Here is a 10,917-nt window from a genome sequence, read left to right as displayed (position 1 = left end):
GGGGGTAGAGCCGGTTCAAGGCTTGGCGGATGGCACGGTATCGGCGTACGTTGTCGCTCATGATTCCTCCTAGGGCTGGGACTCGCCATGGAGTATACCATAAGTCAACCCCCAGAAAAAAAGTGTACGGTAGTGAAATCAAGCAAAAGGTTCAGCCGGTGAACTCCTGGTCTTGAGTGCGGCTGCCAGGACGCTGCCTGATCGCTGGCTAATCGCTCAGGATGCGATTTTTGAACCGCAGCCAGATGTGTTCACTCAGATCGATCATGTGTTTATAAGCGCTTTTGGCATCTTTCTGGTCGAAACAAAATCATGGAACGGTATGTATCGTGTTTATGGCGATAAGTGGGAGAGAAAAGACCGATATCGCTGGATTGGCTGTCAAAGCCCCACTATTCAGGCAAAGCATCCACAGATATCTATGGCTTTGGTGGGTCAGTCAACATGTTTCAGGGGATATTTTTCATAAGATAGCGCCTCATGTTCATACCCTGATTTTATTGACACATCCTGCCTGGATTAAGGCAAGAGCAACTCCGGTTATGATATTCCCTGGCGTGAGTTACTTGATGGCCCACCTCCTGTCACACAGGCACGAAGTATTACAAGGAGCGGACATAACAACCATCGCACATCTTATCGCCCTCCAACCTCGATATAATCCAAACTACCATATCCCAATATGCCCACAATGCCATATACCGATGGTATGGCGCGAGGGACAGCGAGGACCCGTCCAGGGTCAGTGGTTCTACGGATGCCAGAACTACCCTGCTTGCCGCGAGACGCGCAACGTGTAAAACCACTGCGTTGCCGCCCTGCGCAGGGTGATAGACCGCGCCGCCGGTTTCCTCAGTCCCGCCCTCACACCGCCCACGGCGGCCGGCGGCGTGCTTTGAAGGCGGCGATCCCCGCGCGCGCTTCGTCGCTCGTGCGCACGCGCGCCAGCATTTCGACCACAAAGCGCCGCACGGCGTCGCGTTCACTCTCCCACACTACATCTACCACCCGCTTGGACGCCACAATCGCTTCTGGCGCGCTCGTCAGGCAGCGTTGGGCGATCTCCCGCACCGTGGCATCGAGTTCGTCCAGCGGCACAACGCCATGGATCAACCCAATCTCGAAGGCGCGCTCGGCGCTGAAGCGTTCGCCGGAGACGAACAGCGCCCGCGCCTGGCTGACGCCGATCTTCGGCACGACGTACTGCGCAATCACTGCCGGGATCAACCCGATCTTGACCTCGCCAAAGCCGAAGCGCGCCGTGTCGGCGGCAATCGCCAGGTCGCAGCACGCGACCAGTCCTGCGCCGCCGCCGATAGCCGCGCCATTGATTCGACCGAGCACCACTTTCGGGCACATCCAGATCGTCTCGAACATTGCTGCCAGCGCACCGGCATCCGCCATGTTGTCCTCGAACGACAGCCCCATGGCATCCTGCATCCAGCGCATATCGCCGCCAGCGCAGAACGACTCGCCCGCGCCGGTCAGGACAATGACGCGCACCCCTGGATCGCCGGAGAGCGACTCAAAGGCAATGCGCACCTCTTCGATGGTCGCAGCGTCGAAGGCGTTGTGAACGTCAGGACGGTCGAGCGTCACGGTTGCAATCGATCCGTCGCGTGTGATGTGAACGGTCATCAGGCATGCTCCTCACCGCGCAGATAGCGCAGTAATGCGCGGCGCTTGTCCAGCCGCCGCTGGCTTTCCTCGTCGCCGCCCTGTAAGACCTCATCGAGCGTCCGTTGCGCCTCTGGATGGTCGAGCAGGTCGCGGTGCGCGTGGAAGACGCTCAGCGCCGCTGCATCGTCCTCGGCGTTCAGGAACGCAAAGATCGCCTTCCCCTGCGGCGTCTCGGTCCACGTCTCGCGGTAGACGCGCAATTGCGCTAGAGCGACGAGGCGCTGCCGCAGCCCTTCGGCAACATCCGGTTGCCCGGCGTCGGCGAACTGTTGCGCCAGATGCTCCACCACTTCAGCGAAAGCGTCGTTCAGCGTCAGGGGCCAGCGGTCAGCCACCTGCCGCAATTCTTCGAGGGTCGTCGCCGCCAACACCGCCTGGAACGCGGCGGGAACATCCTGTTCCGCCTGCTGACGAAGGGCGATCAGCCACTCCAATCGTTCCCGCAGCGTCTCTGCCGCAGGGTCGGTTGCCGCCCGCTGCGCAGCCGCCAGGAACTCATCGCTCATCACCAGCGGCTCACGCTCGACCAGCGTCGCCAGGCTGGCGCGATCCGGCAGCGCCAGCAGGTGCGCCAGCGCAGACTGGAAAGCAGTCTGGGAGAAGGGTGGGTCAGAATACATCGCATCTCCATTACATACGGAACACACCGAAGTGCGTCGTCTCGACCGGCGCATTGGCAGCGGCTGCCAGACCAAGCGCCAGCACCGTGCGCGTGTCTGCCGGGTCGATCACGCCATCGTCCCACAAACGCGCCGTCGCATAGTAAGGACTGCCCTCACGTTCGTAGGTTGCCAGGATCGGCGCGGTGAACGCCTCGCGCTCGGCGCTGCTCATCTCGATGCCCCGTGCTCGCAGTGCATCGAGGCGCACTGTCAGCAGCACGCTCGCCGCCTGCTGCCCGCCCATCACCGAGATGCGCGCATTGGGCCACATCCAGAGTTGGCGCGGCTCATAGGCGCGCCCGCACATCGCGTAATTGCCGGCGCCGAACGAACCGCCGATCACCACCGTAAACTTGGGAACCTGCGCATTCGCAACCGCCATAACCATCTTGGCGCCATCTTTGGCAATGCCGCGCTGTTCATACTCCTTGCCGACCATGAAGCCGGTGATGTTTTGCAGAAAGACGAGCGGAACACCGCGCGCGCAGCACAGTTCGATGAAGTGCGTTCCCTTGAGCGCGCTTTCCGAAAAGAGCACGCCATTGTTGGCAATGATACCAACCGGTGCGCCGGCGATATGCGCAAAACCGCATACCAGCGTTTCCCCGTAGGTTGGTTTGAACTCGTGCATCCGGCTCCCATCGACGATCCGCGCAATCACCTCGCGCACATCATAACTGGAGCGCGGGTCACGCGGAATGATCCCGTACAACTCACGCGGATCGTACAGCGGCGCCTCCGGTTCACGCCATTCCCACGGCGCCGGACGACGCGGACCCAGGTTCGCCACGATGGAGCGCACGATCGCCAGGGCGTGGAGATCATTTTCCGCCAGGTGATCGGCGACGCCGGAGATGTGGGTATGGACCACTGCGCCACCGAGTTCCTCGGCGCTGACCTCCTCGCCCGTCGCCGCCTTGACCAGTGGCGGACCGCCGAGAAAGATCGTACCGGCGCCACGCACGATCACCACTTCGTCGCTCATCGCCGGCACATACGCACCGCCGGCGGTGCACGACCCCATGACGGCGGCGATCTGCGCAATGCCTTTGGCGGACATACGCGCCTGATGGTAGAAAATCCGCCCGAAGTGATCGCGGTCGGGGAAGACCTCTGCCTGAAGCGGCAGGAAGGCGCCGCCGCTATCGACAAGATAGATGCACGGGAGATAATTCTGCTCAGCGATCTCCTGAGCGCGCAGATGCTTTTTGACCGTCAGCGGATAGTACGTACCGCCCTTCACCGTCGCATCGTTGGCGACGATCATCACCTCGCGCCCGGCGACGCGCCCAATGCCGGTGACGATGCCGGCGGAGGGAACCGGTTCATCATAGACCTCGTGCGCTGCCAGCGCCCCAATTTCGAGAAAAGGGGTCGCCGGGTCGAGCAGGCGTTCAATCCGTTCGCGCACAAGCACCTTGCCGCGCGCTGTATGGCGCTCACGCGCCTCCAGGGGACCGCCGGCGCGCGCCTGCGCCAGCCGGGTGCGCAGGTCGTCGAGCAACACCGCATACGCCTCCGCATTGGCGCGGAAGGTTGCCGAGCGGGGATCAACAAACGACTTAATCGTGGTCATTGTCGGTTGAATCGTCGGGCGCAACGACGTTGCGCAGAAAACGGGCGCTCTCTTCGGGCAGCGCCGTATTGATGAACATCCCGGTGCCCATCTCGAAACCAGCGGTCTGAGTCACCCGTGGGATGACCGTCACATACCAGTGGAGATGGCGCGCCAGGCGTTCACTCTCCGGCGCCGACCGAATGACGTAATTATAGTCGGGATCGTTCAAGCCGTAGTAAATCCGGCGCAGCACATCGCGCAGCACATGCGCAAGGTCCTCGATCTCATCGGCGGTCGCATTGAGAAAATGCGCGGTATGGCGGCGCGGCACAATCCAGAGATGGAACGGCGAATACGCGGCATACGGAATGAACGCCACAAAATGGCGACTGCGAACGACGATGCGATCCTGTTGCCGTTCTTCATCCTCGCACATGCGGCAGAGCACACACTCGCCATAGTCGTCGAAGTAGCGCCGCGCCTCCTCGTTCCGCACACGAATATCGTGAGGAACAACCGGCAACGCCACTGCCTGCGCGTGGGGATGGAGCAGCGACGTTCCTGCGGTCGCGCCATGGTTTTTGAAGAACACGATATGCTCGATGCGCGGATCGCGGCGGTAAATTGCAGCGCAGGTCTGAAACGCCTGCAGGGTGGTGATCAACCCTTCGACCGGATCCAGCGCCGCGCATGTGTTATGCCGGCGCGACTCGACCACAATATCGTGGTAGCCAAACCCCGCCAGCGAGCGATTGATCCCGTTCAATCGCCGCTGATACTCATCGTGTTCCAGCAATGCCGGGAAACGGTTGCGCACCACGCGCACCTGCCAGTCGCCGGTGGCGGGCAGACAAAAGCGCTCAAGGTCCAGTTCTTCGTTGCCAGGGCAGAACGGGCAGTGCGGATCGTATTCGGGGCGGTCGAGGATACTCCCGCGCGACGGCAGGATGAACTGTTCAGGCCGTCGCGCCCGTTCGGTGGCAATGATGACCCACTCGCGCGTTGCCAGATTCTGTCGGATCTCGGGCATGACGCTTCCTGTGACCGGACAGCGGACCCTTACGCCAATACCAGGTTACGCCAGTTCTGCAATCGTGCTCACCAGACGCGCCACCGACGGGCGTTGGCAAGGGCTGTGTCGATGCCACTGCCGAACGCACAAGAGTCGATGGGCGACTCAGGGAGCGTGAGTACTGCGTCAACCTGCATAACTCAATTATACCCGTGAACCGCATGTTCGAGATCAGCAATAGCGCGGGCAAGTTCCACGGCGATCGGATGATCGCCCAGCGCGCTCCGCACCGCCGCCAGGATTTCGCGGTAGTACCACAGCATCTGAGCAGGACCGCGCTTGAAGCGTTGCCACACCGCAGCGCCAACCAGCCCCAGGTCGGTGGTGATCGAATGGATGTTGTGCAGGGCGTCAGCCGCTTTCAGCGCAGCGATCTTTGAATCGCCGTTGCGGAGACCGGCAATCGCCTCGGTCTTACGCTCCTCCCACGAACGTTCAGCGCCGCCGATCCGCTTGCGTTCCGACACGGCTTCGACCAGACGAGCGACTTCGGCGCCGAATAACACTTCCAGTTCTTGCGGCGCAACATCGCAATCCTCGACCACATCGTGCAGCACCCCGGCGATGACCACGTCCTCACCAAAGCCATGGCGCAGCAGAATGACGGAAACATGCACTGCGTGCACGATATAGGGAATGTCGGTTCCCTTGCGCACCTGCTGCCGATGCGCGCGCGCCGCGAATTGCAGCGCCCGCTCGTACTGGCGGGAAAAAGCAGAGGCATTCATAGGTTCACCGATGCATCACCGCATCGAACCGGCGCGCCAACACGCCGATGCCAATCAACTGATAGATCAGAGCAATCAGCGCGTCGATCCACACGCCAGACTGTCCGGCTTCCAACATCCAGTAGACATTGACCATCCAGTAGGTGGGAATGATGCCAAATGCCGGTTTCCATGGCGATTGAACGAAAAAAGCAATCACCGGCAACATCAGCACAATACCCGAAAGTTTCACCAATGCAAACCCCTGCACCTTGTTCTGGGCAAACGCCGCCAGATAGAGCGCGAACAACGGCGCAAGCGGCGCAGCGACAATGCCGATGAGCGCTATGTGCATCAGAGACAGCATGCTCAACCCCGAGAGCGGGAAGATGACGAACAACATCACAAATGCCAGAAGAGCCGGTATGGTAATACGGTAGGCGAAATAGCGCGGCAGGGAAAGCGGCGTCACCTGCAGAGCGACCAACGTCTGATCATCCTTCTCATCGAGCAACAAAAACCCGACCAGGGTTCCGAAGACCACCGGGGTCATAATGACGAAGAAATACCCCAGCAGCGCCGGATAGTAGGGTGTCAGATCAAAGGCGTATCGGTCGGTCATACGATCATTGAGGAATGGCAATCCCCAGCGGAGCACGAGAGCCCCGATCACCGGAAGAAGAATCATCCACGACAGGAGGCTATCGCGGCGCACACCACGCACGTCAATCGGTCCTAGAGCGCGCAGCATTTGAATGGCGTTCATGGTCGTCGAACTCCTTCCTTCGTGATGACAAAGCGGTAGAAAGCGCGCCGACTAATAGTATAACCGATGCCGACCCACACCCCGGTGTACGCCACAGCATACACGAGTTGCCAGCCAGGAAGCGGAGTGTACGCGGCGTGAATCAGGAAGAGCGGCGCCTGCAACGGGTGCAGGTAGAGACTCCAGTGCTGCCAGAGGTCGAAATAGGCGAGGAGCGGAAGTGAGAACCCGATCGTCCAGATCGCGGAGGGCATCAGAAACGCAGTGATCGAATCGTAACGCGCAACCACGAAAAAGCCATAGAACGCATACATCGCCACAAACCCTGCAATGCCAAGCAGCATCCAGAACCAGTTGAACGCTGGTCCACTCACGATCAGAATGAGTGCGAGCGACTCGAGCGCCGAAAGGACGAACAGACTAATGACTTTGGCAAGCAGATATTCCCGGTTGCGCAAGGGAGTGACGATTTGAGCCTCGAGCGTCCCTTCACCTTTTTCGAGCAGAACCATGCCCGCCATAAAGTAGAAGGCATTGATCACCAGATTTTCGAGCAGGATGGGGGGCCACCAGAGCGACCAATCCACCTCGCCGAATTGCCGCAGCACAATCGCCGTCAAAACTGCTATGAAGGCTGATACAAAGTAAAAGCCATTGCGATACTGGCGGACAATGTCCCAGAAGAGGGTGTAAAACAAGCGTTTCATGCGAGACTCCGACCGGTCAACTGGATAAAGATCTGCTCCAGAGTGGCTTCCTGGGTGTGAATCGTCTGTACCGGATGGCGGATCGCCGTCAGGAAGTCAGGATTGTCCGCCAGGCCATCGAGCGGAAAATCACAGGAGACGGCATGACCTTGGGCAAGGTATTCCACGCGCACGTCTTTCCGCCCGTAGCGCAACTTGAGCGCCCGCGGCGAGTCGATCATATTGATGCGCCCATCGACGATAAATGCCACCCGATCACACAGTTCATCGGCGATGGTCATATCGTGAGTGGTCAGAAAAATGGTCCGTCCTGCGTTGCGCTGCGCTTTGATCAAGTCCTTGATACGGCGTGCATTGACCGGATCGAGTCCGGCGGTTGGTTCGTCGAGGAAGAGGAGACGTGGATTGTGAATGAGCGCCCGCGCCAGATTCAGGCGAATCTTCATGCCCTTGGAGTACTGCGACACCAGCAGGTTGCCATCATCCTCCAATCCGACCATCGCCAGCAGCGTTTCCGGCGGGACGGTCGAGCCGGAGTACAGACGACTGAAGTAGCGCAGGTTTTCGATTGCAGTCAACTTGCCATAGTGGTTGGGCAGCTCGAAACAGACGCCGACATGCTCATAGTAGTCGCTATTCCAGGCGCACAGGTCGCGCCCCAACACATGCACCGCACCCGAAAAGCCGTGCAGCAGTCGGATGAGGATCTTCTGCGTGGTGGATTTCCCCGCTCCACTAGGACCGAGGAAACCAAAGATCTCGCCGTCCTGAACCTCAAAATGCAGGTCCCGGATCGCTAGCGCGTTTGCACCAGCATAGGTGAAATTCAGATGTTCGACGGTAATCATGGGTTTACTTCTTTCGCAGTCCTGTTTCCAGAAGAGTGATGACCTGATGGATAGCCCGACGGATATCACCCTGATCGAAGGCATCCGCGCCATCGGCAAGTGCCTGTTCCGGCGAAACGCCGAAACGACGCATTAGATGTGGACCCAGTTCTGTAAAGACAGCATTGAGCACAAATGCTGCAATGTCGAGATCGATACCGGGATCGAGCGAGCCGTTGGCGACGCCGGATTGAACCAGATCGCGGAAGTAGGCATACCCGCCATGCCGGATGGCTTGCAGCGTCTCCTCCGGCAGAGGCGCATCATCGAACAATGCTTTGTATGCGATGCGCGCCAGCCGCGGATTGCTGAACTGAAACTGCATTCCCGCATCGATCAACCAGCGCAGATGCGCAAAGAGATCAGCAGACGGTTCTGGCGGCGAATGGCGCATAAAAGCGATCTTTTCCTCGATTGCCAGTTGAATAAGATACAGGTAGCAGTCCTTCTTATCGGCAAAATACTGGTAGAAACTGCCCTTGGCGATCCCGGCGCGTTCTGCAATGCGCCCGACAGAGACATTGTCATAGTCATTCTGCGAGAATTCATCGAGTAAGACATCGAGCAGCCGTAGGCGTTTCTCTTCGGGCAGGTTGAAGAAGGTCTCCGTCGGCACAGGCGCACCTCACAAGATAAGAATATGTCCATTGTTCCGGCCCTTTCTTAATATGACCGCTCGGTCATATGACCAAGCGGTCATATTATAGTGCTCTTCGTGGAAAATGTCAATTCGATGATCCGTTGGGGGACCAGCGAGCGGGCGCGGGGGACGGGGCAGGGAGGGAGTGCAACGAAGAACCGGATGGAATGATTACATTGCCGATCTCCTTCCGATGACAGATGACCCCTTGACAGACGTATCAGACGATATTAGTATAGTTCATACAATCAGATATGCTTCTAACTGGTCATTCTATACAAATCAGTCAAAACCTGCACGATGATGTGCAACTCAACGAGGAGGAGCGGGACATGAGTTACCAGAAACACGCGACATACGGATCGGTCGTGGCCTGTGACTGTTGCGGAAGCATCGGGGCCATCGGCGACCGCGACTGGCGGCAGGTACGCGGCAGCGGCATAGCCGACGCGATGCACCTCTGCCGGGCATGCCGGCGGCGCGCCGTGTGGTGTGAGGCGCATCAGACGTACCATCTGCCTGAGTCGTTCCATCGCCGACCCTGTATTGCCTGCGGCGGATTGTTCACTGCTCAGGTCGCATGGAACCTTGAACACTGTCCATCGTGTCGTCGTGAACGCGGCATTGTCATCTCGATACCGGTGCAGGCGAGCACTGAACGAAGGGAAAGGTGGTCCTGGCTCTTCCCCTGGCGCGCGCTGCGGCGTCATCGCTCCGCCCATTCAAACTTCCGTCGCTAACGGTTCACTCCCGCTTCGCGCTGATCCGGCGCTCCCTGTCTTTCTGACGGGGATGGACGGGACCGATCCTCCCCGACGGGGTTTCCACGCGCTCAGCGCGGGCTTTTGCCCGCAGTGCCCCAGCGTCCTGCTGCGCGCACCGGCAATCATGGTTTTACGTATTCCGCTATCCACTCGTCCGTCCGGCGGCTGAAGCTGCGGGCTATGGTTGCCAAGCCCGCCTGCGCGGGCTGCACCGGGCGATACCGGATTATTTTTCCAAAAACCATTACTGCCCAAATGACCGCGTACTAGTATGAGATGCGCAGCGCATTTTCGGCATCCCGACACCTGGTTTCCCCCCATCCCCCTTCTCCCGCAAGCAGTGCGCTGAGCCTGCCGAAGCGCGATGCCGAAGCGGGGAGAAGGGGGCGTTGGGGCACAGCGCCGCCCCTTGCGGTGAGCCTGCCGAACCGCGACTGTACTGGCCTCTTCGTACCCTCAAGCGAGCGGTGCAATCGAAGGGCTTGCCAAAAACGCTCGCTCTTGTGAGCACCTGGGACCTCCCCCAGCGCGCCATTTCACGGCATCTACTTTGTGGTATAATGCACAGTCATGAAGTGTGCAATGGCGAATATCACCCGTGACCACCGACCAACGCACCTGCAACCGGACTCCACATTGCACTGCCTTGGTCTGTCGGTGTTGGCGGCATTGGTGCTGGGGGTCCTCAACCCGCTCTTCTGTGTGCTGCACTGTTCCATGATCGATACCGTGATGCACCGGCACGCCCCCTCTGGGAGCGTGCGATTTGTGTGTCACCTGAGCGGCATATCGCATGCCGCCACCGCAGAGCAGGCACACATTCCCGGCCAGCATTCTACGGCGCCACGCGCTGTGTACGATGGCGTCCTCATGCTCCTTGCCATGTGCATCGCATTCGTAATTCTTATTGCTCGCCTGACGCCGACCGACAGATGGCGGTGGAACGGCGAGTCGCCTGCGCCCCCGCTTCCCCCGCCCAAATTGCGGTATCTCCTGCCAGTGCAGGTATAACGTCCGCTAGTGCCAGGTGATAGGCAAGAGGCAGGAGGCTAGAGACAAGAGGCAAGAGGCAAGAGGCAAGAGGCAAGAGGCAGGAGGCAGGAGGCAGGAGGCAAGAGGCAAGAGGCAAGAGGCAAGAGGCAAGAGGCAGGAGGCAGGAGGCAGGAGGCAAGAGGCAAGAGGCAGGAGGCAAGAGGCAAGAGGCAGGAGGCAGGAGGCAGGAGGCAAGAGGCAAGAGGCAGGAGGCAAGAGGCAAGAGGCAGGAGGCAAGAGGCAGGAGGCAAGAGGCAGGAGGCAAGAGGCAAGAGGTGGGAAGGTTGCAAGGCGGGAGGAGTTGAAGGTTGAAGGTTAAGAGGCTCTTGAACCTCTCGCCTCTCACCTCTCGCCTCTCACCTCTCACCTCTCACCTCTCGCCTCTCGCCTCTCACCTCTCGCCTCTCACCTCTCACCTCTCACCTCTCGCCTCTCACCTCTC

12 protein-coding genes and 1 pseudogene are annotated in these 10,917 nt (G+C 59.6%); 4 read left to right on the top strand and 9 right to left on the bottom strand.

Annotated features, from left to right (window positions below):
- Positions 1-157 precede the first annotated feature (157 nt).
- Positions 158-469: pseudogene (locus tag AC3EA7_RS09680) on the top strand (nuclease-related domain-containing protein); the annotation flags it as partial.
- 73 nt (positions 470-542) lie between these two features.
- Complete coding sequence (locus tag AC3EA7_RS09675) at positions 543-800, top strand: topoisomerase DNA-binding C4 zinc finger domain-containing protein (RefSeq protein ID WP_488613843.1); 258 nt, start codon at positions 543-545, stop codon at positions 798-800.
- Positions 801-864: 64 nt separating this feature from the next.
- On the opposite strand, the gene AC3EA7_RS09670 is transcribed toward AC3EA7_RS09675, so the two are convergent.
- From AC3EA7_RS09670 to AC3EA7_RS09630, 9 genes are all read right to left on the bottom strand, one after another.
- Positions 865-1,638 (bottom strand): enoyl-CoA hydratase-related protein, encoded by a 774-nt coding sequence (locus AC3EA7_RS09670; protein WP_488613842.1) that lies wholly within the window; start codon positions 1,636-1,638, stop codon positions 865-867.
- Positions 1,638-2,300 (bottom strand): hypothetical protein, encoded by a 663-nt coding sequence (locus AC3EA7_RS09665; RefSeq protein ID WP_488613841.1) that lies wholly within the window; start codon positions 2,298-2,300, stop codon positions 1,638-1,640. The genes AC3EA7_RS09670 and AC3EA7_RS09665 overlap by 1 nt, the downstream gene beginning before the upstream one ends.
- A gap of 10 nt (positions 2,301-2,310) precedes the next feature.
- Positions 2,311-3,918 carry a carboxyl transferase domain-containing protein gene (locus AC3EA7_RS09660; RefSeq protein ID WP_488613840.1) on the bottom strand — a complete coding sequence of 536 codons (1,608 nt, stop codon included), beginning with the start codon at positions 3,916-3,918 and terminating at the stop codon, positions 2,311-2,313.
- Positions 3,905-4,930 carry a galactose-1-phosphate uridylyltransferase gene (locus tag AC3EA7_RS09655; protein WP_488613839.1) on the bottom strand — a complete coding sequence of 342 codons (1,026 nt, stop codon included), beginning with the start codon at positions 4,928-4,930 and terminating at the stop codon, positions 3,905-3,907. The genes AC3EA7_RS09660 and AC3EA7_RS09655 overlap by 14 nt, the downstream gene beginning before the upstream one ends.
- A gap of 182 nt (positions 4,931-5,112) precedes the next feature.
- Positions 5,113-5,700, bottom strand: a complete 588-nt coding sequence (locus tag AC3EA7_RS09650; protein ID WP_488613838.1) for an HD domain-containing protein — start codon at positions 5,698-5,700, stop codon at positions 5,113-5,115.
- Between the two features lie 4 nt (positions 5,701-5,704).
- On the bottom strand, positions 5,705-6,445 hold the full coding sequence (locus AC3EA7_RS09645; protein ID WP_488613837.1) for a hypothetical protein: 741 nt from the start codon (positions 6,443-6,445) through the stop codon (positions 5,705-5,707).
- On the bottom strand, positions 6,442-7,152 hold the full coding sequence (locus AC3EA7_RS09640) for an ABC transporter permease (RefSeq protein ID WP_488613836.1): 711 nt from the start codon (positions 7,150-7,152) through the stop codon (positions 6,442-6,444). The genes AC3EA7_RS09645 and AC3EA7_RS09640 overlap by 4 nt, the downstream gene beginning before the upstream one ends.
- A complete protein-coding gene (locus tag AC3EA7_RS09635; RefSeq protein ID WP_488613835.1) occupies positions 7,149-8,000 on the bottom strand; it encodes an ABC transporter ATP-binding protein in 852 nt (283 codons plus the stop codon). The genes AC3EA7_RS09640 and AC3EA7_RS09635 overlap by 4 nt, the downstream gene beginning before the upstream one ends.
- Positions 8,001-8,004: 4 nt before the next feature.
- Positions 8,005-8,655, bottom strand: coding sequence for a TetR/AcrR family transcriptional regulator (locus AC3EA7_RS09630; RefSeq protein ID WP_488613834.1), 651 nt, complete (start codon positions 8,653-8,655; stop codon positions 8,005-8,007).
- 356 nt (positions 8,656-9,011) lie between these two features.
- Here AC3EA7_RS09630 and AC3EA7_RS09625 point away from each other — a divergent pair, with 356 nt between their 5' ends.
- On the top strand, positions 9,012-9,419 hold the full coding sequence (locus AC3EA7_RS09625) for a hypothetical protein (protein ID WP_488613833.1): 408 nt from the start codon (positions 9,012-9,014) through the stop codon (positions 9,417-9,419).
- 606 nt (positions 9,420-10,025) lie between these two features.
- Positions 10,026-10,454, top strand: coding sequence for a hypothetical protein (locus AC3EA7_RS09620; protein ID WP_488613832.1), 429 nt, complete (start codon positions 10,026-10,028; stop codon positions 10,452-10,454).
- The last annotated feature ends 463 nt before the right edge of the window (positions 10,455-10,917 follow it).

The sequence above is a fragment of the Roseiflexus sp. genome (assembly GCF_057785375.1).
Note: the sequence above shows the minus strand (reverse complement) of the source record. Positions and strands in the feature narration are given on the sequence as shown.

Coding starts and splice junctions, on each gene's coding strand:
- AC3EA7_RS09645 (WP_488613837.1), bottom strand. CDS start 6,445: ATGAACGCCATTCAAATGCTGCGCGCTCTAGGACCGATTGACGTGCGT.
- AC3EA7_RS09640 (WP_488613836.1), bottom strand. CDS start 7,152: ATGAAACGCTTGTTTTACACCCTCTTCTGGGACATTGTCCGCCAGTAT.
- AC3EA7_RS09660 (WP_488613840.1), bottom strand. CDS start 3,918: ATGACCACGATTAAGTCGTTTGTTGATCCCCGCTCGGCAACCTTCCGC.
- AC3EA7_RS09620 (WP_488613832.1), top strand. CDS start 10,026: ATGGCGAATATCACCCGTGACCACCGACCAACGCACCTGCAACCGGAC.
- AC3EA7_RS09670 (WP_488613842.1), bottom strand. CDS start 1,638: ATGACCGTTCACATCACACGCGACGGATCGATTGCAACCGTGACGCTC.
- AC3EA7_RS09635 (WP_488613835.1), bottom strand. CDS start 8,000: ATGATTACCGTCGAACATCTGAATTTCACCTATGCTGGTGCAAACGCG.
- AC3EA7_RS09655 (WP_488613839.1), bottom strand. CDS start 4,930: ATGCCCGAGATCCGACAGAATCTGGCAACGCGCGAGTGGGTCATCATT.
- AC3EA7_RS09650 (WP_488613838.1), bottom strand. CDS start 5,700: ATGAATGCCTCTGCTTTTTCCCGCCAGTACGAGCGGGCGCTGCAATTC.
- AC3EA7_RS09665 (WP_488613841.1), bottom strand. CDS start 2,300: ATGTATTCTGACCCACCCTTCTCCCAGACTGCTTTCCAGTCTGCGCTG.
- AC3EA7_RS09625 (WP_488613833.1), top strand. CDS start 9,012: ATGAGTTACCAGAAACACGCGACATACGGATCGGTCGTGGCCTGTGAC.
- AC3EA7_RS09675 (WP_488613843.1), top strand. CDS start 543: ATGATATTCCCTGGCGTGAGTTACTTGATGGCCCACCTCCTGTCACAC.